General features: G+C 66.1%; 21 protein-coding genes. 16 read left to right on the top strand and 5 right to left on the bottom strand.

Translation table 11 applies throughout. The annotated features are described in order from the left end of the window. Positions 1-6: 6 nt before the first annotated feature. The 3 genes from FHR72_RS16695 to FHR72_RS16685 are packed head-to-tail and all read right to left on the bottom strand — an operon-like array spanning position 7 to position 3,708. Entirely contained in the window at positions 7-1,725 is a 1,719-nt protein-coding gene (locus FHR72_RS16695) for a nitric oxide reductase activation protein NorD (RefSeq protein ID WP_183469997.1), read from the bottom strand. Next, entirely contained in the window at positions 1,722-2,519 is a 798-nt protein-coding gene (locus FHR72_RS16690; protein WP_311736171.1) for a CbbQ/NirQ/NorQ/GpvN family protein, read from the bottom strand. Before FHR72_RS16690 ends, FHR72_RS16695 begins: the two co-directional genes overlap by 4 nt. Positions 2,520-2,529: 10 nt before the next feature. Further along, positions 2,530-3,708, bottom strand: a complete 1,179-nt coding sequence (locus tag FHR72_RS16685; RefSeq protein ID WP_183469993.1) for a spirocyclase AveC family protein — start codon at positions 3,706-3,708, stop codon at positions 2,530-2,532. A gap of 125 nt (positions 3,709-3,833) precedes the next feature. On the opposite strand from FHR72_RS16685, the gene FHR72_RS16680 reads away from it, so the two are divergent. The 3 genes from FHR72_RS16680 to FHR72_RS16670 all read left to right on the top strand — a co-directional run bounded on the left by FHR72_RS16680 (position 3,834) and on the right by FHR72_RS16670 (position 6,524). After that, the gene (locus FHR72_RS16680; RefSeq protein ID WP_183469991.1) at positions 3,834-4,439 is read left to right on the top strand and encodes a TetR/AcrR family transcriptional regulator; all 606 of its coding nucleotides are present in this window, start codon (positions 3,834-3,836) and stop codon (positions 4,437-4,439) included. 247 nt (positions 4,440-4,686) lie between these two features. Beyond that, positions 4,687-6,066, top strand: a complete 1,380-nt coding sequence (locus FHR72_RS16675) for an aromatic ring-hydroxylating oxygenase subunit alpha (protein ID WP_183469989.1) — start codon at positions 4,687-4,689, stop codon at positions 6,064-6,066. Next, the gene (locus FHR72_RS16670) at positions 6,063-6,524 is read left to right on the top strand and encodes a hypothetical protein (protein WP_183469987.1); all 462 of its coding nucleotides are present in this window, start codon (positions 6,063-6,065) and stop codon (positions 6,522-6,524) included. Before FHR72_RS16675 ends, FHR72_RS16670 begins: the two co-directional genes overlap by 4 nt. 14 nt (positions 6,525-6,538) lie before the next feature. Here the strand turns inward: FHR72_RS16670 and FHR72_RS16665 are convergent, their stop codons facing one another. Beyond that, on the bottom strand, positions 6,539-7,141 hold the full coding sequence (locus tag FHR72_RS16665) for a TetR/AcrR family transcriptional regulator (RefSeq protein ID WP_183469985.1): 603 nt from the start codon (positions 7,139-7,141) through the stop codon (positions 6,539-6,541). Positions 7,142-7,302: 161 nt separating this feature from the next. Here FHR72_RS16665 and FHR72_RS16660 point away from each other — a divergent pair, with 161 nt between their 5' ends. The 4 genes from FHR72_RS16660 to FHR72_RS16645 are packed head-to-tail and all read left to right on the top strand — an operon-like array spanning position 7,303 to position 10,458. After that, positions 7,303-7,827, top strand: coding sequence for a hypothetical protein (locus tag FHR72_RS16660; protein WP_183469983.1), 525 nt, complete (start codon positions 7,303-7,305; stop codon positions 7,825-7,827). 39 nt (positions 7,828-7,866) lie between these two features. After that, the gene (locus FHR72_RS16655) at positions 7,867-9,069 is read left to right on the top strand and encodes a cytochrome P450 (RefSeq protein WP_183469982.1); all 1,203 of its coding nucleotides are present in this window, start codon (positions 7,867-7,869) and stop codon (positions 9,067-9,069) included. A 34-nt stretch (positions 9,070-9,103) separates the two neighbouring features. Beyond that, positions 9,104-9,940 (top strand): mycofactocin-coupled SDR family oxidoreductase, encoded by an 837-nt coding sequence (locus tag FHR72_RS16650; protein WP_183469980.1) that lies wholly within the window; start codon positions 9,104-9,106, stop codon positions 9,938-9,940. Next, a complete protein-coding gene (locus tag FHR72_RS16645) occupies positions 9,937-10,458 on the top strand; it encodes a carboxymuconolactone decarboxylase family protein (RefSeq protein WP_183469978.1) in 522 nt (173 codons plus the stop codon). The genes FHR72_RS16650 and FHR72_RS16645 overlap by 4 nt, the downstream gene beginning before the upstream one ends. Here FHR72_RS16645 and FHR72_RS16640 read toward each other — a convergent pair. After that, complete coding sequence (locus FHR72_RS16640) at positions 10,455-11,897, bottom strand: aldehyde dehydrogenase (RefSeq protein WP_183469976.1); 1,443 nt, start codon at positions 11,895-11,897, stop codon at positions 10,455-10,457. The genes FHR72_RS16645 and FHR72_RS16640 overlap by 4 nt on opposite strands. Positions 11,898-12,091: 194 nt before the next feature. Here FHR72_RS16640 and FHR72_RS16635 point away from each other — a divergent pair, with 194 nt between their 5' ends. The 9 genes from FHR72_RS16635 (at position 12,092) to FHR72_RS16595 (ending at position 19,966) form a co-directional block, all read left to right on the top strand. Then, entirely contained in the window at positions 12,092-13,366 is a 1,275-nt protein-coding gene (locus tag FHR72_RS16635) for an aromatic ring-hydroxylating oxygenase subunit alpha (protein WP_183469973.1), read from the top strand. A gap of 2 nt (positions 13,367-13,368) precedes the next feature. After that, the gene (locus FHR72_RS16630; protein ID WP_183469972.1) at positions 13,369-13,725 is read left to right on the top strand and encodes a hypothetical protein; all 357 of its coding nucleotides are present in this window, start codon (positions 13,369-13,371) and stop codon (positions 13,723-13,725) included. Beyond that, positions 13,722-14,984 carry a metal-dependent hydrolase family protein gene (locus FHR72_RS16625; protein WP_183469970.1) on the top strand — a complete coding sequence of 421 codons (1,263 nt, stop codon included), beginning with the start codon at positions 13,722-13,724 and terminating at the stop codon, positions 14,982-14,984. Before FHR72_RS16630 ends, FHR72_RS16625 begins: the two co-directional genes overlap by 4 nt. A 33-nt stretch (positions 14,985-15,017) precedes the next feature. Beyond that, positions 15,018-15,470 (top strand): MarR family winged helix-turn-helix transcriptional regulator, encoded by a 453-nt coding sequence (locus tag FHR72_RS16620; protein ID WP_183470249.1) that lies wholly within the window; start codon positions 15,018-15,020, stop codon positions 15,468-15,470. Positions 15,471-15,616: 146 nt separating this feature from the next. Beyond that, on the top strand, positions 15,617-16,651 hold the full coding sequence (locus tag FHR72_RS16615) for a ferredoxin--NADP reductase (RefSeq protein WP_183469968.1): 1,035 nt from the start codon (positions 15,617-15,619) through the stop codon (positions 16,649-16,651). 39 nt (positions 16,652-16,690) lie between these two features. After that, positions 16,691-17,434, top strand: a complete 744-nt coding sequence (locus FHR72_RS16610; protein WP_183469966.1) for an SDR family NAD(P)-dependent oxidoreductase — start codon at positions 16,691-16,693, stop codon at positions 17,432-17,434. Positions 17,435-17,494: 60 nt separating this feature from the next. After that, on the top strand, positions 17,495-18,766 hold the full coding sequence (locus FHR72_RS16605; RefSeq protein WP_183469964.1) for an aromatic ring-hydroxylating oxygenase subunit alpha: 1,272 nt from the start codon (positions 17,495-17,497) through the stop codon (positions 18,764-18,766). Positions 18,767-18,771: 5 nt separating this feature from the next. Further along, positions 18,772-19,107: a hypothetical protein gene (locus tag FHR72_RS16600; RefSeq protein WP_183469962.1), complete on the top strand. Its 336-nt coding sequence runs from the start codon at positions 18,772-18,774 to the stop codon at positions 19,105-19,107. Between the two features lie 13 nt (positions 19,108-19,120). Next, complete coding sequence (locus tag FHR72_RS16595; protein WP_183469960.1) at positions 19,121-19,966, top strand: TauD/TfdA dioxygenase family protein; 846 nt, start codon at positions 19,121-19,123, stop codon at positions 19,964-19,966. The last annotated feature ends 1 nt before the right edge of the window (position 19,967 follow it).

The following is a 19,967-nucleotide window of genomic DNA, read 5'->3' as shown; positions in this document are numbered from 1 at the left end:
GGGATATCAACTACTTGGCATTCCGGGGGGAGCATATACGCGCGACGGCCTCGGAGCGGAGAGTTCCCGCAGGGCCGCGAGGAACAGTTGGTCCATCCGCGGGCTCAGTTCGGCCAGAGTGCCGCCGCCGGCATGGCATGCCGAACCGAAGACCCGCTCGAGTGCGTCGGCGTCGGTGGTGGCCCCGATCGTCAGGCACAGGCACCCCACGCCGTCGGCCCGCAGCTCCTCGAGTGCCTTGCGGGAGTCGGCCTCTGCGTAGGTGCCCTCGTATCCGTCGTCATACGGGTACCCGTCGGACAGCACGAGCAGTAAGCGGTTGGGAGTGCCGGCCTCCCTTTTCAGGATGTCTCCCGCGGCCCTGATGCCGGCCCCCAGCCGGGTGTACCCCGACGGCGCAAGCTGCGCCAGCCGCGCACGGCCCACGGCATCGAAGCGTTGCCCGAAGGTCTTGAGGACGGGCAGATGGACGGCCTGGCGGCCCTGTGAGCGAAACGCGTACACCGCGACGCGATCGCCGAGTTCCTCGAGGGTCGCGGCCAGGGTGGCAGCAGCCCGGCGCTGGTGGTCGTGCACCGCCAGACCGTCGGTGTCCGCGTCCGTCGCCGACCCCGACGCATCGAGCAGTATCAGCACGCCGAGATTGCGTGCCAGCAGCCTGTGCTCGGTATAGACGTGCTCCAGCGGTGAATATCCCGAACGCAGATCCACGAAGAGGTCGATGAGGGCCTCGGTGTCGATATCCTCACCGTCGGGCCGCGCCCGTAAGACGCTGGGCCCGAGCCCGATCCGGCTCAGGCGCCGGCGCAGGACGGCGTCGGTGGGCACACCGGCCGCGGCGACGTCGGCGGTCGTGGTCAACGGAAAGGTGACGACCCGGCACCAGTCCTCGCGGTACCGGTTGCGGTGGCCGTCCCATTCGGGATGGAGGGCTCCGCCGACTCCGATGGTGCTGCCGGGCTTGTCCGCGCCGGTGAATCGGATCGGTGTCGGCGCCGGTCTGGCATGCGCACCCGCGTAGAGCGTCCGGCGGACCGATCCGACGCGCAGCTCCCCGCCGGCGCCCTCGTTGTCACCGGAGCGCGAGCTCCCGAACAGTTTGCGCAGGAAGTTCGCGGTGGCCTGGGCGCCGAGGGGGGCCTCGAACACCTTCAGGATCCGGCTTCTCTCCGGAGGATCGCCGTCCTCGTCCGCCCCGTCGTCGGTGTCCGGCTCATCCTCCTGAGCGAGGGCGAACCGGAGATCGGCCTCGGTCGCACGAGCACCAGGGGCCGCGGGGGAGCGCAGCAGTGCGGCCGGCTTGATCGTTCCGAACCAGTCGGGCGGGTCGTCGAGCGGCGTTCTGCCCGTGGCGATGTCGAGAGACTCGGCACTGCCCGCAGTCAAGGCCGGGCCGGGCCGCAGGTCGGCTGCCAGTGGTACCGAACGCCCGAGCTCGGTCAGCACCCGGCAGCCCTCCAGGGCCAGGTAGCGTCGCGTCACCGAGGGTCGACCGCGCAGACGCTTCAGCACGCGGGGACTAAGACTGCCCCACCGGAGCAGAGCGCACTGCACGAGCACCTCCCGGCGCTGCCGAACCAGGTCGCCGCCGGCGGAGACGAACACGACGCTGCCGTCCGTGTAGGCGGGTTGGCCTGCCGGCGCCTCGGCGACGTCGAGCGCACGTCCGGCGGCGAAGTCGGCAAGGAGTCGAAAACGTTCTGTGCCGGCGTGTTCGGAGTTCACGGCCGGGGCAGAACGGCGTCGGCCAGTTCGCCGAGGGCGCGCGTCACGGCGAAATCGTCGGACAGGATCTCGACGACGGCGGACTGCACCGCCGCGCGCAGGCTCAACCCTTCGGCGACGAGACCACCGGCGAGGATCAGCATGCGGGTCGACGCCACTTCGTTGAGCGCCGAGCCGTCGAGGTCGCGGATGGCCGCGCCGAGCCTGACGAGCGCCTGCGCGGTGGAGAGGTCGATGCCGGCCTCGCGCGCGACCACCTCCACCTCGGCATCCGCGGGCGGGAAGCCGAGCGAAATGGCCACGAACCGCTGCCTGGTCGACTCTTTCAGGCTCTTCAAGATGCTCTGGTATCCGGGGTTGTAGGAGATCACCAGCTGAAAGCCCGGTGCGGCGGCAAGAGTCGTCCCCAGTCGGTCGATCGGCAGCTCGCGGCGGTGATCGGCGAGGGGATGGATGACGACCGTCGTATCCTGGCGGGCCTCGACGATCTCGTCGAGATAGCAGATGGCTCCCTCGCGCACCGCGCGGGTCAAAGGTCCGTCGACCCAGACGGTTTCCCCGCCCTTGAGGAGAAAGCGTCCGACGAGGTCAGCCGACGTCATGTCCTCGTGGCCGGCCACGGTGATGAGGTCGCGTCCCAGGTCGTGCGCCATGGCCTCGACGAAACGGGTTTTGCCGCACCCCGTCGGTCCCTTCAGCAGCACCGGGGACCCGCGCCGCGCGGCCGCCCGGAACACGTCGACCTCGCCGCCGGAGGCGCGGTAGAACGGTGCCGGTGAATTCGTCTCGGCCACAGGCCGGAACCTACTCGCCGTCACCGCTGTTCGCTCCCTCGATCGGTACGACCGGCGGTACCGTCACCCCTTCCGGCAGGACGAGCTCGCCGTCGTGGTTGATGTATCCCGAATGCTTGGTGGGCAGGGGAAGATCGGGGTTCGGACAGGGGCGGTCGGTTCCCTCCCCGCAGATTCCGGGGTTGAAATAGGAGCGCTTCTGCACGTCCTCGGGCCACGGGTCCCCGTGCATGCCGAGCCAGGTGGCGGGCACGTTGTAGAACAGGAAGAAGCACGCGCTGACCCCGCCGAAGATCGCGAGGAAGCGGACGAACTGCTGCTTGACGAGGCCGCCGCGGATGTTGTCCAGTCCGCGTTCGACGACGGTCCGGCCCCGGTCATCGGTGAAGAAGCGCAGGCAGCACAGCGCCGCCTGGACGCCACCCCACATGAAACCCTCGTAGATGGGCCACTGGTAATACGTGCCTGCGTTGAACGACAGCGACTGGATGGCGCCGGGGTAGGAGTAGAAGCCGATCGGCAGCATCACCAGGGCTTCCATCACGAAGTCGAAGACGAAGGTGATCGCATAGGTGACCAGGATCAGCCGCAGGTTGCTGATCGCCGGCCACCGGTTCTTGATCTTGCGCATCACCCAGCAGCCGACGATGGTGATCAGCAGGACCCCGTACATATAGCCGGGAATGTTGGTCAGCAGCGGTTCGGGCACCGTGTGGCCGGGTTCCTCGTGAGCCACCCAGCCGGGGATGTGTGGGGCCCAGGAACCCCGGTTCCACAGCCAGGCGTTGTAGGTGCACCAGGTGCTGTAGTAGTTCAGCATCGGATCCTGGAACATCATCAGTCCCATCGAGACGAGCAGCATCCCGTCGAGCGTGATGCGCCTCTCGCGTACCCAGGGCCGGATGAGGAAGAACCACAGCGCCGCAGGCAACCCGATCCAGAGCACGACGGCGTTGGCTATCAGCGGGATCTTCATGTACATCGGTGGGTCGCTCGGACCTCCGGCGACCGGCTCGAAATAGGGCCCGGTGACCCACCGGACGAACACATACAAGGTGTACGCCAGGAATACGGCGCCGACGGCCGCCCAAATCCTCACGGCTCCCGACGGTGTCGCCTTCTGATTCCCGAGTTCTGCAGTCCGGGTGGCTGATTCGGTGACGGCAGGCCTCTTGGACAGATCGCTCATCCGGTTTTCCCCTCGCTGAAGGCAGTCACTCGCGCTGCGGTGCCGCGGCGACCCGACGATGCGAATATACTCACCGGTATCTCAGATTCCAATAGGATGCTCAGATCCTGTGGCAGAATTCCGCCATGGCGGAGCGGTGGACCCGGGAGCGCAGGCTCGAGCACACGCGCTCGGTGCTGCTGGACGCAGCCGAAGAGGTGTTCGCCGAAAGAGGTTTCACCACAGCGACTCTCGACGACATCGCACGGGCCGCCGGCTACACCAAGGGCGCGATCTACAAGCACTTCACCACCAAGGAGGATCTGTTCCTCGCGGTGAGTGACCGCTATTGGCGGCGCTATTTCGACAATTTCGCCGAGGTGATGTCGAGAGCGAGCCGCGTCGGCGCCCACGAACTCGACGAGATCGCCGGCCGCTGGCGCCAGCTGAGCGTCGACCGTGGCGCCGACCATGCGGCGCTCGGCCTGGAGTTCACGCTCTACCTGCTCCGCAACCCCGAAGCCAGGGACCGGGTCGCCGCCAAACGCGCCGAGGTCGTCGACCAGCTCGCGGCGTTCATCGTCGAGGGCATGGAACGGCTCGGCGCAACGCTGCTGATCCCGCCGACGACGTTCGCCCAGGCGCTGGTCGCCACCAGCGATTCCGTCGTCCTGGGCAGCCAGCTCGACGATGTCGACCTCTACCGGCCCGTCGTGGAGATGTACACGTCGGTCATCAAGTTGCCCGACTGAGTCGTCACCTCGCTACCGGCACCCGGAACCGACGGCCGTCACCGGTCCGACGGTGCGGGTACATGCGCGCAAAGTCAACTGCTGCAGCGGATTTGATCCGCGACACCGAGTCAGTGGCCTGAAAATACATACTTGTATGTGAAATACAGCTGTGTATAGTTGTGGCGAGCGTCACCACTGACCGGCCCCGGGGGACTGACGGCGGCCGGTTGCTGCGCACCGTCGTCGACTACAGGAGTGATCAGGCATGACAACGACACAGCCGGCCCGCCCGGGGGAATGGTTCGACACCGGTATGGGGCTCGACGACATCGACCTCGCCCAGTACCGCATGGACATCACCACCGACCGCTACACCGACCCGGACTATGTGCAGCGCGAGCACAGCAACATCTGGCTGCGGGTGTGGCAGGTCGCGGGTCGGGCGTCGGAGCTTCCCGAGGCCGGGGACTGGATGGAGTACCGACTGCTCGACCAGTCCTTCATCCTGGTCCGCGGCAAGGACGGCGAGATCCGCGGTTTCGTCAACGCCTGCCGGCACCGCGGCAACAAACTGTGTGTCGGGAAGGGAAACGCCAAGCGCGGCCTGCTGTGTCAGTACCACCTGTGGTCCTATGACCTCGAGGGACGTCTGAAAGGGGTGCTCCGGGAGAAGGAGAACGTGCTGACGGCGCTGGACAAGGAGGGCCTCGGGCTCTTCCCGATCTCCGTGGAGTGCTTCGGCGGGTTCATCTTCGTCAACCCCGACCCCGATGCCGCACCGCTCGCGGAGTTCCTGGGCGCGGACGTCGTCGAGCTTCTCAGTCCCTACCACCTCGACGAGATGGACACGGTTCTCGACGTCCGCGAAGCGCTGGACTGCAATTGGAAGGTGGTGATGGACGCCTTCGAAGAGGGCTACCACATCTCGGGCATTCATCCACAGTTGCTGCAGGTCATCATGATCGACCCCAGCACCACGCGTTACCGGTTCTTCGACAAGCACAGCGTCTCGTGTGCTCCCTTCGAGGTCGCCGGCAAGAAGTTCGGCCTAGAAGAACAGCTCGAAGGGATCATGAGCCTGCCGGAGACCTTTCCGTCCGTGACCGCCGTTCTTCCCCGGTTCCAGGAACTGGTGGCCGAGTACCGCGACGCTGCGGGCGACTTGGTGTTGCCGGAGGGGGTCACACCCAGGACGTTGTTGCAGCGGGCGACCCGGGAGACGCTCACGGGAATGGGTTTCGACGTCAGCGGTCTCACGGATGCGCAGATGAGCGACAATCACGGGTGGGTGCTGTTCCCGAATTTCTTCATGACCGTGCGCGCCGGGGAGGCGACGGTGATCCTCGCCCAGCCGCACGAGAGCGGCGACCCCAACAGGTGCTACTGGCACATCATCAGCGTCATGTGGTTGCCCGACGAGTACAAAGAAGCGTTGCGGGCCCCGCGAATCGATGTCAGTGAGCCAGGCGAGTACAAGTACTTCACTGCGCTGCAACAGGATTACGAACAGATGCCCCGCCAGCAGCTCGGACTGCGCAACAGGACGCTGGAGTACATGTCACTGGTCAAGGAGGAGGTCGTCATCGCGCACTATCACTCGGTGGTGGACCGCTACCTCGCAGGAGACCGGGAGATGGCACAGTGAGCCTGCGCGAGATCCGCGACCGCCACACCGGCAATGCGGCAACGGTACTGCAGTACGCGATCACGACGAAAGAGATCGTCGACGCCGCCAAGGAGCCGGGCTTCGGTGTGCACAGCTGGGACCCGCTGCGGGAACTGATCGCCGTGGACGACTTCGTGCGCGTCGGCAACTTCAAAGAGGTGATGAACTGGGACGACTACGTCGGCTTCCTCACCAACTGGGCGCCCAACGCCGACTGGGACTGCACCTTCAAGCGGGTGACCGAGAAGGACGGGGTCGTGTTCCTCGAACTCGAAGAGCGCAGTTCCGTCGGAGAATTCCACAGCGTGGTCAACTCCCTGTCGGTCTACGCGTTCACCCGGGAAGGCAAGGTCAGCCGGATCGACGTCTACCTCCAGATGGAACTTCCCTCACCGGAGCTGCTCAAAGGCTATGAGGGTGTGGACATCTCGCAGTAGCCGGTGGGCCGGCTCTACTCGGCCGGCTCCACATTGGCCAGGATCATCTCGAGGAACGGCCGCGAGAGGTCGTCGCCGTCGACATGGCTGCCCAGGGTGACACCCTCATTGGTCGCGATCAGGACGCGGGCCAGGGTGGTGGCCGGAACACGCATCCGGCCGCCGATCTTCTCGACATGCCTGGTGATGTACTCGGCCAGGGAATCCGCGATCTGGCGGCGCTGCTCGGCCACGCGCGCCCGGGCGTCGGGATTGCGCACCAGGAACAGGGTGAACTCGTATCCCAGCGCGGCCCGGTCCGGGTTTCCGATCGTGAGGTCTCGCCACCGCTCGGCGAGCTTGTCGACATCCATCTCGTCGAGCGACTGGAAAGATTCGACGATGTCGGTGAAACCGTCGAGGAACCTCTGCAACTGGCGCTCCATCACGGCGAGGAACAGCTCCTCCTTGGTGCCGAAGTGCGAGTAGATGGCGCCTCTGGTGTATCCGGCGGCGTCGGCGATGACCTCCAGCGCCGCGGCGCCGAAACCCTGCCGGGCGACCACCTCCTCGGCGGCGTCGAGCAGCAGCGCACGCGTGTGCTCCACCCGTCGCTGCCTCGTCCACCGTTCCGCCACCGCGCCATTCTCCCAACACCCGCCCGTGCACGACGCCACCGCCCCGCGCCACGAGACATTCAATCTTGTATCTGTAATACATAACTGTATATTCAAGAAGGCCGACACCGGCGGCGTCATCGTGGACCGCAGCCGTGTGCCGTGAAAGGAACTGACAGACAATGGATTTGGTCGAGCGCATCGCCAAGCACCGCCGGATGGCTGAAAGCTACCGCGACAAGTACGTCCTGCAGAAGGTGCAGGAAGGGGAGAGTTACGACGAATGGGAGTTCGCCGACGACGCCGTGTACACCTCGCCCTACTTCGTCGCCGAACAGGAACTCGTCCTCAAGGACGTCGCCACGCACTGGGATACGGCCGCGACCATCGAAGCCAAGGCCTACGGCATCACGTTCCCGGATTGGAAGCCGGTCGACTTCAAGGTGTGGCCGGCCGAGAACGGCTTCGTCCAGCGCTACCGCTGGGAGGGCACCAACGTCAACACCGGCCAGGTTCAGGGCTTCTACTCGATCAGCTTCGTCGAGACCAACGACGAATGCCAGATCGTGCATTGGTCGACGTATGTCAACGACGAGGAGTACGGCCCGTTCCTGGAAGCCGCGATCGGGGCCCGCGGGCCCTTCCACGGTGACGGGTACATGCAGGCGCTGGCACGGCACTTCGAAAAGCACAGCATCACTTTCTGACCCCTCGGTCAGCCACCGCCCGCCGGGAAGGATCGCAGGATGACGGCCAGCACGACAGACGAATTGTATTACGACCCTTGGCGTCCCGACCTCAACGCCGACCCTTACCCGATGTTTCGTAGGTTCCGCAACGAAGCCCCGCTGTACTACAACGAGACCCACGACTTCTACGCACTCAGCCGGTTCGACGACGTCAACCGGGCGTTGGTGGACCACCGGTCGTTCAGTTCGGCGCGGGGCGCCGTGCTGGAGATCATCAAGTCGGGCATGGAGATACCCCCCGGCTCGCTGATCTTCGAAGACCCCCCGATCCACGACATCCATCGCAACCTGCTCTCCCGGGCGTTCACCCCGCGCAAGATCAACGCCCTGGAAGCACGGGTTCGTGAGATCACCGCGGCGTGCCTGGACCCGGTGGTGGGCACCGGCAGCTTCGACTTCGTCGAAGATCTCGGCGCCGTGATGCCGTTGCGGGTGGTGTGCGCACTCTTCGGGATTCCGGAGGATTACCAGCACCGTGTCGTCGAGGACGGGGAGAAGTTCGTCCGCACCGAGCGTGGCGGTCAGGTGACCGACAACCCGGACGGCCCCATCACCGACGGCCAGCTCTTCGCCGACTTCATCGACTGGCGCATCCAGCATCCCGCCGACGACCTGACAACCGAGCTTCTCAATGCGGAGTTCGAAGACGAAAAGGGTGTCACCAGAAAGCTTCACCGCGAAGAGCTTCTGATGTTCATGAACGTCGTCGCGGTGGCGGGGTCCGAGACCACGACCCGGCTCATCGGGTGGGCGGGCAAGCTGCTCTCCGAGCATCCCGAGCAGCGCCGGCGGTTGGTCGACGACCGGTCCCTGCTGCCCGGCGCGGTCGAGGAGATCCTCCGGTTCGAGCCGCCGGCGTTGCAGGCTGCCAGGTATGTGACCCGCGACGTGGAGTTTCACGGTGTCACGGTGCCGCAGGGCAGCGCCGTCATCCTGCTCATCGGCGCGGCCAACCGCGACGAGCGGCGCTTCGGTGAGGACTCCGACACCTTCGACGTGGCGAGACGACCGCGGCAGCACCTCACCTTCGGGGTGGGTGCGCACTACTGCCTGGGCAATGCGCTGGCCCGCATCGAGGGGCGTGTGGCACTCGACGAGATCATGAACCGCTTCCCGCAGTGGCACGTCGACATGGACAGTGCGGTGTTCTCGTCGTCGTCCATCGTCCGTGGCTGGGACAGCATGCCGGCGGCAGTGTGACGGTCTGTGTGACAGAGGAATCGAGGACGAATTCATGACAGGACGGGTGGAGGGCAAGATCGCCTTCGTCACGGGGGCCGGACGCGGGCAAGGGCGCAGTCATGCCCTCAAACTCGCCGAGGAGGGCGCCGACATCATCGCCATCGACGTCTGCAAGAACGTCGACAACGTCCCCCTGGAGCTCGCGTCTCCCGGCGACCTGCTGGAGACCAAGGACCGGGTGGAAGCGCTCGGCAGGCGGATCGTCGTCGACGAGGTCGACGTGCGCGATTTCGAGGCGATGAAGAATGTGGTCGATCGTGGTGTCGCGGAATTCGGCAGGCTGGACATCATTCTGGCCAACGCCGGGATCGGCAACGGCGGACAAACCGTCGAGAACCTCGACGAGGCCGTGTGGCAGACCATGATGGACATCAACCTCACCGGCGTGTGGAAGACGGTCAAGGCCGGTATCCCGCACATCATCGCCGGCGGACGCGGGGGCTCCATCGTCCTGACGAGTTCGGTTGCGGGCATGAAGGCCTATCCGCAGATGAGTCAATACGTTTCGGCCAAGCACGGTGTGGTCGGTCTCATGCGGTCGTGCGCGGTCGAACTCGCCCAGCACATGATCCGGGTCAACAGCGTGCATCCGACCCATGTCAACTCGCCGATGGTGATGAACGACGAGACCTTCCGGCTCTTCCGGCCGGATCTGGAGAACCCGGGTCCCGACGACATCGCGCCGATCTGCCAGATGTTCCACAGCATGCCCCGACCCTGGGTCGAGGTCGAGGACATCACCAATGCCGTCATGTTCTTCGCCTCGGACGACTCGCGTTACGTCACCGGGGTGTCGATGCCGATCGACCTGGGCAGCTGCCTGAAGTGAGGCTGTCGCCGCTGCCCGACGACGAGTGGAACGACGAGGTCGTCCGCGCGCTGTCGGTGATGATGCCGCCGGAGCGCGCGCAGCCCGGTCAGGTCGGGAACATGCTGGCCACCTTCGCTCGGCATCCGCGGCTGACCAAGGCCTACCTGACGTTCAGCATGCACCTGCTGGTGACCACCACATTGCCTCGACGCCTCACCGAGGTGGTGGTGTTGCGCACGGCGGTCTGCCGGGGGTCGCACTATCTGTGGGACCACCACGTGCCCCTCGCCGCGCGCGCCGGGCTCTCCGACGACGACCTCACCGCGATCAGGCGGGGCGATCCGACGGACCCCGTCGACGCGGTGGTCGTCAACGCCGTGGACGAATTGCACGGTCAGACCATGATCAGCGATTCCACGTGGAGTACCCTCAGCGCCCACCTCGACGAACAGCAGCTGATGGACCTGGTCTTCACCGCAGGCGGCTACGCGGCGCTCGCGATGGCGATCGAGTCCTTCGGTATCGAGGACGATTAGCTCGCGACCGCAATGGATTTCGACTCCGTGTAGCCGTCGATACCCTCACGGCCGAGCTCGCGGCCGTATCCGCTGCCCTTGACGCCGCCGAACGGGGCGAACGGATCCATCGGGTAACCCTGGTTGACACCGAAGGTGCCCGTCCGGATCCGCTCGGCGACCGCCAGGCCCCGCTCGGGATCGGCGGTGAACACCGAACCCGCGAGCCCGTAGTCCGAGTCGTTGGCGATGCGGATGGCCTCCTCGCTGTCGGAGTAGGCGATGACGGTCAGCACCGGACCGAAGATCTCTTCTCGCGCGATGGTCATCGCGTTGTCCGCACGGTCGAAGAGCGTGGGTTTGACGAACCAGCCGCGGTCGAGCCCCTCGGGCATACCCGTGCCACCGACGACGATCCGGGCCCCGTCTCGCGTGCCCTGTTCCAGATAGTCGGTGACACGCTGCTGCTGACGCTGGGCCACCAGCGGGCCGACCTGGGTGGCCTCGTCCCGCGGATCCCCGACGATGAGCGAATCCATCTCGGCGGCAAGGGCGTCGGTGAACTCCGCGGAGCGCGCCCGGGGGACCAGGATGCGGGTCAGCGCATTGCAGATCTGTCCGCTGTTGGACAGGCTGGCCGATCTGACCCCTGCGGCGACGGCGACCGGGTCGGCATCGTCGAGCACGATCGCGGCGGACTTGCCGCCCAGCTCCAGGCTCACGCGCTTGAGGTCGGCGGCGCACGCCGCGGCCACGGCTCTGCCCGCGGCGGTGGAACCGGTGAACGACACCTTGTCCACCCCGGGGTGCCGGACGAGATATTCGCCGACCGTGCTGTCGCCGGGAAGCACGCTGACCACGCCCTCCGGCAGTCCGGATCCGGCGATGATCTCGGCCAGCAGAACGGCGTTGAGCGGGGATTCGGCGGCCGGTTTGAGCACGACGCTGCAACCGGCGAGCAGGGCGGGGATGAGCTTGGTGACGATCAGGAACTGGGGCATGTTCCACGGCACGATCGCCGCGACGACACCGACCGGCTCCCGCCGGATCTGGATGTCCGAGCCGTACCGGCCCGGCCTGGCCTCCCGCCAGGGATACGTCTCGGCCAGGTCGCAGAACGCCGTCATCATGCTCCACGGCAGTGCGACCTGTGCCCGCTGGGCGAAGCTGATCGGCGCGCCGATCTCGGAGGTGATCACATCGGCCATGTCGGCACGCCGCTGCCCGTAGCTCTCGGCGAGCCCGCGCACCACCTCGATGCGTTCGGCGGGGTCCGTCCCGGGCCACGTGCCGGTGTCGAACGCCTCCCGCGCGGCTGCGACGGCGCGATCCACGTCCGCGGGCGCCGCGGCGGCCACCGACGCCACGTGTGTCTCCGTGTGGGGCGAGATGACCTCGATACGCCGATACGTGCTCGGCGCCTGCCAGCTCCCGCCGATGAACAACTCGTCGTGACGCACCCGTGGTCCTCCGTTCCGACCCACCCATGAATATCAACTACTTGCGATTGGTCACTGAAGCATATAACGTCGGCGTTGTCGTCTCCTTCGAAATGGCGAAAAGGCATCTGCGCCTGGTTGTTTGCCTGCGAGACTTGTCTGGTCGCCTCGCGAGCGGGCGGCGTGGCAGTGATTGCAGTCAAGAGGAGACGACGATGGCCCGATTTCCCAAACCGCCGGAAGGCAGCTGGACTGAGCACTACCCGCAGCTCGGCACCGGTCCCGTGTCGTATGAGGATTCGGTCGACCCGGAGTTCTACGAGGTCGAGCGCAAAGCGGTGTTCAAACGCGCCTGGCTGAACGTGGGCCGCGTGGAACAGATCCCGCGCAAGGGCAGCTACTTCACCAAGGAGATGAAGGTCGTCAACACCTCGATCATCGTGGTGCGCACGACCAAGGGCGAGGTGAAGGCCTACCACAACATCTGCCGCCACCGGGGCAACAAGCTGGTGTGGAACGACATGCCGCTCGAAGAGACCAGCGGCGTCTGCCGGCAGTTCACCTGCAAGTACCACGCGTGGCGCTACGACCTCGAGGGCAACCTGACGTTCGTGCAGCAGGAGGGTGAGTTCTTCGACCTCGACAAGAGCAGGTACGGGCTGGTGCCGGTGCACTGCGACGTGTGGGAGGGGTTCATCTTCGTCAACTTCGCCGACCACAAGCAGGAACCCGAACAGTCCCTGCGCGAATTCCTCGGCCCCATGATCACCGATCTCGAGGGCTACCCGTTCGACCGTATGACGTCGCGGTTCCACTACAGGTCGGAGGTGAAGGCGAACTGGAAGCTCTACATGGACGCCTTCCAGGAGTTCTATCACGCACCGGTACTGCATGCGAACCAGTCGCCGACGGCCTATTCCAAGGCCGCCGCCGAAGCCGGGTTCGAGGCGCCGCACTACCGGATCGAGGGGCCGCACCGGCTGGTCAGCACGTCGGGTGTCCGGGCCTGGGAGATGGCCGACGAGATGCGCAAGCCGATCGAGGACATCTGTCAGAGCGGTCTGTTCGGACCGTGGGACAAGCCGGACCTCGGCGAGATGCCCCGGGGTCTGAATCCGGCGAAATGTGAACCGTGGGGCCTGGACTCGTTCCAGCTCTTCCCGAACTTCGTCATCCTGTTCTGGGGTCAGGGCTGGTACCTCACGTACCACTACTGGCCCACGTCGTACAACACGCACCTCTTCGAGGGCACGGTGTATTTCCCGCAGCCGCGCACACCGCGTGAGCGCATCGCCCAGGAGCTCGCCGCGGTGTCGTTCAAGGAGTACGGCCTGCAGGACGCCAACACGCTCGAGGCGACGCAATCGATGGTCGAGTCACGCGTGCTCGACGACTTCGTCCTGTGCGACCAGGAGGTGCTCATCCGGCATCTGCACACCGAGACCGCCGCGTGGGTCGAGGATTATCGCCGCAAGACGGCGGGGGTGTGATCATGAGTGTCGATTCGGGTGCGCAGACCACGGCCGCCAAGCTGCCACCGGAGTTCGCCGATCTGGAGGAATTCTCCGACTGGTGTCTGGCCTCGGAGCCCGAGCGCTACGCCAAGCGGCTGAGCAGTTCGATGCCCGAGCTGCAGGCGTTCTACGACGCCGTCACCGCGCGGGCCGAGGAGGCCATCTCCTATTGCGACAAGTTCCCGCTGGACGACCTGCCCGAGGACGTGCTCAACCTGATGCATCTGCTGTACTCGATGATCCAGGCGTCATTCCCGGTGGAGTGCTGGAAACAGCCCAAAGTCCCTGACACCGGCGCGACCTCGCTGGACTGCGACGTCGAACCCGTCCCGTGACGACGACCGTTCTGAAAGCCGCCCGCTGGGCGGATGTCGAGGCCGGGGTGGTGCGCACACCGGCGGTCGTGGTGGTTGGGGACAACCGGATCCAGGCGGTCAACCCCGAGCGGGAACCGGACGGCGCGACCGTCATCGACCTCGGTGACGTGACCCTGCTGCCGGGGCTCATGGACATGGAGCTCAACCTGCTCATCGGTGGGCCGGGCGGGCCGGAGGGGTTGCCCAGCCCGATGCACGGCGTGCAGGACGATCCCGCGTACCGCACGCTGCGCGGGGCGGTGAACGCGCGCACCACGCTCGACGCGGGGTTCACGACGGTGCGCAACCTCGGTCTCATGGTCAAGACGGGCGGCTACCTGCTCGACGTGGCGCTGCAGCGCGCCATCGACCAGGGCTGGCACGCCGGCCCGCGGATCTATCCGGCGGGCCACGCGGTGACGCCGTACGGCGGTCACCTGGACCCCACGGTGTTCCAGCGCCTCGCGCCCGGCATCATGCCGCTCTCGGTCGCCGAGGGGATCGCCAACGGCGTCGACGAGGTGCGGGCCTGCGTGCGTTATCAGGTTCGGCACGGCGCCAAGCTGATCAAGGTGTCGGCCTCCGGCGGCGTCATGTCGCACAGCACGGCACCGGGCGCCCAGCAGTATTCGGACGACGAGTTCGCCGCCATCGCCGACGAGGCACACCGGGCCGGAGTCCGGGTCGCTGCGCATGCGGTGGGAGACAGTGCCATCCGCGCCTGCATCCGTGCGGGGATCGACTGCATCGAGCACGGGTTCCTTGCCACCGACGAGACCATCCAGATGATGGTGGACCACGGGACGTTCCTCGTGTCGACCACCTATCTGACCGAGGCCATGGCCGTCGACCGGATCGCCCCGGAGTTGCGCAAGAAGGCCGAGGTGGTCTTCCCGCAAGCGCAGGCCATGCTGCCCAAGGCCATCGCGGCCGGGGTGCGGATCGCCTGCGGTACGGACGCTCCGGCAGTCCCGCACGGTCAGAACGCCAAAGAGTTGTGTGCCCTGGTCTCCCGCGGCATGACGCCGATGCAGGCGCTGCGCGCGGCGACGATCACCAGCGCAGAACTCATCCAAGCCGACGACGAGCTGGGCCGGCTCGCCCCGGGCTATCTCGCCGACATCATCGCGGTGAACGGCGATCCCTCCGAGGACATCGCCACGACGCTGGACGTGCGTTTCGTCATGAAGGACGGGGTGGTCCACCTGGGCATTCAGGATGGCGGCCGGGACGGCTAACGTCGAGGCATGGAGGCACGTGACGTGGCGGGTATCGAGCTCACCGACAACATCCTCTGGCTGCTCAAACAGGCCTTCTACTTCTCGCTGACCAGCGTGAACGAGGCGGTGAGCGAACACGGGGTGAGCACCGCGCAGATCGGTGTCCTGCGGCAGCTCTCCAACGAACCCGGCCTCTCGGGTGCCGAACTGGCCCGGCGGTTGCTGATCAGCCCCCAGGGCGTGCAACTGGCGTTGACCGCCCTCGAGAAACGCGGGTTGGTAGAACGCAAGCAGAATCCCGCGCACGGCAGGATCCTTCAGGCGTTCCTGACCGAGCAGGGCAGAAAAACGGCCGCGGCGGTGGTGCACGACGCAGTGACCGCCCACGACAAGGTTTTCGGAGTGTTGTCCAAAGCCGAGCAGAAGACCTTGCGCGAACTCCTGGGCCGGGTCGTCGAGCAGGGGACCGGGCACGAACTCTACGCCGACCACGTCGACACCTGATTCGCGTCGCATTCGACGAACTCTGCTCACCGAAAGCGCTGTGACCTGGACGTTCTCGCGGTCCTCCGTCCGGGCACGCACCCCTACCGAAGGTCGACGTCACAACTACTTGAGATGAATGACAAGTACTTGATAACCTTACCGGGATGGCTGAGGAACTGACCGTTGACGGATTCGCGCCACTACGCATCAAGCGGGTTGTGCGCGAGACCTCCGATGCCGTGTCCCTGGTGCTCGATGTACCCGAGCGGCACTCGCACGACTTCCGGTACAAGGCCGGCCAGTTCCTGACGGTGCGGGTCAGCGTGGACGGACGCGACCTGCGGCGCTGCTACTCGATGTCGTCGGCGCCGCTGGAGGACGAGCTGCGCATCACCGTCAAACGCGATCCCGGCGGTGTGGTCTCCAACTGGATCAACGACACCGCCGCCGAGGGTGACGAACTGCATGCCGCTCCTCCTGAGGGAAGATTCGTTCTGGCGGAGGAGGTTTCGGCGGCGCAGCCGTTGATCGCCTTCGCCGGGGGCAGCGGCATCACGCCCATCATGTCACTGGTCCGCACCGCATTGGCCGACTCGGACCGGCCTGTCCGGCTCTTTTACGCCAACCGCGCACGGGATTCGGTGATCTTCTCCGAACCGCTGCAGCGTCTCACCGAACAGCATGCCGCCCGCCTTGTCGTCGAGCATCACTACGACGAGGACCGGGGTGTGGTCACCGCGGCCGCCGTGAGCACGTTCATCGCCGAGGTCGGCGATGCCGACTTCTACATCTGCGGGCCCGCGCCGTTCATGGACACGGTGGAAGCGGCTCTGGTCGCCGCCGGCGTACCCAGGCAACGCCTGCACCTCGAACGTTTCACGGTCGCCGAGGTGCCACCGGGTGTCACCGACGACACCGCCGAGGCCTGCGAAGAGATCGTCATCGAACTCGATCGCAACAAGGTCGTCGCGACCTACCGCGACGGGGACACCCTGCTGCAGACCGCGCGGCAGCAGGGGCTCAAGGCGCCCGCGTCCTGTGAAACCGGAAGCTGCGGAACCTGCATGGCGCGGGTCGTGGAGGGCAGCGCGCGGATGCGGATCAACGACGCGCTCGACGAGGACGAGGTGGAGGAGGGGTGGGTGCTCACCTGCCAGTCGCTGCCCACGAGCCGAAAGGTCCATCTGATCTATGAGTGAGAACGCGACGTCGAGAGAACATCGAGAAGGGCCGAACACATGACGCGGGTGGCAGTGGTGACCGGCGGAGCATCGGGGATGGGTGAATCGACCTGTCACGAGCTCGGCAGGCGCGGGCACAAGGTCGCGGTGCTGGACCTCAATGGCGAGGCGGCCCAACGGGTTGCCGAGGAGTTGCGCGCCGATGGGGTCGACGCACTCGGGATCGCAGCCGACGTCACCGACCGCGCGGGGGTCGAGGAGGCCTTCGCCAAGGTCCGCACCGAACTCGGGCCCGTCCACATCCTGGTCACCAGCGCGGGACTCGTGGACTTCGCACCGTTCCTGCAGATCTCGCCGGAGCTCTGGCAGCGCCTGATCGATGTGAACCTGAACGGGACGTTTCACTGCGCACAGGCCGCGATCCCGGACATGCTCGATGCCGGATGGGGCCGCATCGTGATGATCTCGTCGTCCAGTGCCCAGCGGGGGTCACCCGGCATGGCTCACTACGCCGCATCCAAGGGGGCGCTGATCTCCCTGACGCGGTCGCTGGCCCGCGAGTACGGCGCCCTGGGCATCACGGTCAACAACATTCCGCCCTCGGGCATCGAGACGCCCATGCAGCGTCAGTCCCAGGCCGCCGGGTTCCTGCCGCCCAACGAGCAGATGGCGGCGAGCATCCCCGTCGGGCACCTCGGCACCGGAGACGACATCGCCGCCGCGGTCGGGTTCCTCTGCTCGGACGAGGCGGGATTCATCACCGGCCAAACGCTGGGCGTCAACGGCGGCGCGGTGATGTGATGACGCAGACGCACGCGACCGGCACGGCGAAACGGACGACGACACGATCGGGAGGATCGCATGGCTAAGTGGCCCAAGCCCGCCGAGGGCAGCTGGACAGCGCACTATCCGGAGCTCGGGACCGGCCCGGTGTCGTTCCGGGATTCGATCTCGCCGGAGTTCTACGAACTCGAGCGCGAAGCGGTGTTCAAACGAGCCTGGCTGAACGTGGGACGGGTCGAGGAACTGCCCCGTGTCGGCAGCTACCTGACCAAGGACATCGACGCGGTCAAGACATCGGTGATCGTGGTGAAGGGGCGCGACGAGCAGATCCGGGCGTTCTACAACCTGTGCCGGCACCGCGGGAACAAGTTGGTGTGGAACGACTTTCCCAACGAGGAGGTCAAGGGCGCCTGCCGGCAGTTCACGTGCAAGTACCACGGGTGGCGCTACGGCCTCGACGGCGAGCTGAAGTTCGTGCAGCAGCCGGGGGAGTTCTTCGACCTCGACACCGCGAAGTACGGGCTCAAACCGGTCCAGTGCGACATCTGGAACGGCTTCATCTTCATCAACTTCGACCCCGAACCGCGCCAGACGCTGCGTGAGTTCCTGGGGCCGATGATCACGGCGCTGGACGACTACCCGTTCGAATTGATGACCGAGCGCTACGAATTCGTCGCGCACAACAACAGCAACTGGAAGATCTTCGCCGACGCCTTCCAGGAGTACTACCACGTGCCGTCGCTGCACAGCCAGCAGGTCCCGACCGAGGTGCGTCAGCCCGACGCGGCGTTCGAGTGCGGCCATTTCCAGATCGACGGCCCTCACCGCCTGGTCTCGACGGCGGGCACCCGGCGATGGCTGCTGGCCCCGGAATACATGTATCCGGTCGAAAGGGCAACGCGCAGTGGGCTCGTCGGGCCGTGGCGGACCCCTGAGACGCATCAGTCGGCCGGACTGAACCCGGGTGGGATCGAGCCGTGGGGTATCACCAACTTCCAGATCTTCCCCAACCTGGAGATCCTGATCTACCACGGGTGGTATCTGCTCTACCGCTACTGGCCCACCTCGCACAACACCCACAAGTTCGAGGCGTACAACGCATTCCACCCTGCGCGTACCGTGCGGGAACGCGTCGAACACGAGGTCGCCTCCGTCGTCCTCAAGGAATTCGCGCTGCAGGATGCGGGCATGCTGGGCGGCACGCAGGCGGCACTGGAGTACGGCCTGGGCGAACCGGTCGTCGACGACTATCCGCTCAACGACCAGGAGATCCTGGTCCGCCATCTGCACAAGGTGGCGGTGGACTGGGTCGAGGACTACAAGAACGAGCGCAAGCCGGTGGGGGTCTGAGCGCCATGAGTGGCCCCCGTCTGCCCAGCGCCTTCGCCGAGTTCGAGCCGTTCGCAGAAAGGTGGTGTCTGGCAACCGAACCCGAACGGTGGGAAGCCCGGCTGAACACCCCGATGCCGGAGATCCATGCGTTCTACGATGCGTTCTCGCCGCGGTTCGAAGAGGCCATCGACTACTGCGACAAGTTCCCCCTCGACGAGCTCCCCGACGACGTGCTGAACCTGCTGCACCTCGTCTACTCCATGATCATGGTCTCGATGGCCGTCGAGGTCTTCGGTACCCAGAAACCCGCCGACTCGGCCGACGCGATCATCGACCGCGTCAGCGCGCCGGTGCCGTGACAGAAGGACGCACATGACTCTGCTGACCATCAACAAGCTGACCCCCTCGGTCGGCGCCGAGGTCGTCGGTGTCGATCCCGAGCGCCTCGCGTCGGACGACTCTCTGGGCGCAGCCGTTCTGGAGGCGCTCGAGGACAACGGGGTGCTGGTCTTCCCCAACCTCGGGCTGGACCCGCAGGCGCAGGTGGCCTTCAGTGCCCGGCTCGGTGCCGTCGACCACTCCTCGGACGGACACCACCCGGTCGCCGGCATCTACCCGATCACGCTGGACAAGTCGAAGAACAAGTCCGCCGCCTATCTGCGCGCTACGTTCGACTGGCACATCGACGGCTGCACGCCGACGGGTGACGAGTGCCCGCAGAAGGCCACCGTGCTGTCGGCACTGCAGGTCGCCGAGCGGGGCGGCGAAACGGAATTCGCCAACTCCTATGCCGCCTACGAGGCGTTCAGCGACGACGAGAAGGAGCGTTTCTCGAAGCTACGGGTGGTGCACTCCCTGGAGGCCTCGCAGAGCAGAGTCAACCCGGACCCGTCGCCCGAGGAGCTCGCCCGCTGGCGCTCGCGGCCCACCCACGAGCATCCGCTCGTCTGGACCCACCGCAGCGGCCGCAAGTCGCTGGTGCTGGGTGCCTCGGCGCACTATGTCGTCGGTATGGACCGGGACGAAGGGCAGGCACTGCTGGCCGAGCTGCTCGACCGCGCCACCCAGCCCGAGCTCGTGTACAGCCACCGCTGGTCGGTGGGGGACACGGTGATCTGGGACAACAACGGGGTGTTACACCGGGCGGCGCCGTACGACCCCGATTCGCCGCGGGAGATGTTGCGGACCACGGTGCTCGGCGACGAGCCCATCCAGTAGT

This window comes from Mycolicibacterium iranicum, from assembly GCF_014190915.1.
GTDB lineage: Bacteria > Actinomycetota > Actinomycetes > Mycobacteriales > Mycobacteriaceae > Mycobacterium > Mycobacterium iranicum_B.
Note: the sequence above shows the minus strand (reverse complement) of the source record. Positions and strands in the feature narration are given on the sequence as shown.

What these genes read in the sequence shown, in the direction of transcription:
- FHR72_RS16685 (WP_183469993.1), bottom strand. Translation starts at nt 3,708, where the DNA reads ATGAGCGATCTGTCCAAGAGGCCTGCCGTCACCGAATCAGCCACCCGG.
- FHR72_RS16680 (WP_183469991.1), top strand. Translation starts at nt 3,834, where the DNA reads ATGGCGGAGCGGTGGACCCGGGAGCGCAGGCTCGAGCACACGCGCTCG.
- FHR72_RS16675 (WP_183469989.1), top strand. Translation starts at nt 4,687, where the DNA reads ATGACAACGACACAGCCGGCCCGCCCGGGGGAATGGTTCGACACCGGT.
- FHR72_RS16660 (WP_183469983.1), top strand. Translation starts at nt 7,303, where the DNA reads ATGGATTTGGTCGAGCGCATCGCCAAGCACCGCCGGATGGCTGAAAGC.
- FHR72_RS16655 (WP_183469982.1), top strand. Translation starts at nt 7,867, where the DNA reads ATGACGGCCAGCACGACAGACGAATTGTATTACGACCCTTGGCGTCCC.
- FHR72_RS16650 (WP_183469980.1), top strand. Translation starts at nt 9,104, where the DNA reads ATGACAGGACGGGTGGAGGGCAAGATCGCCTTCGTCACGGGGGCCGGA.
- FHR72_RS16635 (WP_183469973.1), top strand. Translation starts at nt 12,092, where the DNA reads ATGGCCCGATTTCCCAAACCGCCGGAAGGCAGCTGGACTGAGCACTAC.
- FHR72_RS16630 (WP_183469972.1), top strand. Translation starts at nt 13,369, where the DNA reads ATGAGTGTCGATTCGGGTGCGCAGACCACGGCCGCCAAGCTGCCACCG.
- FHR72_RS16615 (WP_183469968.1), top strand. Translation starts at nt 15,617, where the DNA reads ATGGCTGAGGAACTGACCGTTGACGGATTCGCGCCACTACGCATCAAG.
- FHR72_RS16610 (WP_183469966.1), top strand. Translation starts at nt 16,691, where the DNA reads ATGACGCGGGTGGCAGTGGTGACCGGCGGAGCATCGGGGATGGGTGAA.
- FHR72_RS16605 (WP_183469964.1), top strand. Translation starts at nt 17,495, where the DNA reads ATGGCTAAGTGGCCCAAGCCCGCCGAGGGCAGCTGGACAGCGCACTAT.
- FHR72_RS16600 (WP_183469962.1), top strand. Translation starts at nt 18,772, where the DNA reads ATGAGTGGCCCCCGTCTGCCCAGCGCCTTCGCCGAGTTCGAGCCGTTC.
- FHR72_RS16595 (WP_183469960.1), top strand. Translation starts at nt 19,121, where the DNA reads ATGACTCTGCTGACCATCAACAAGCTGACCCCCTCGGTCGGCGCCGAG.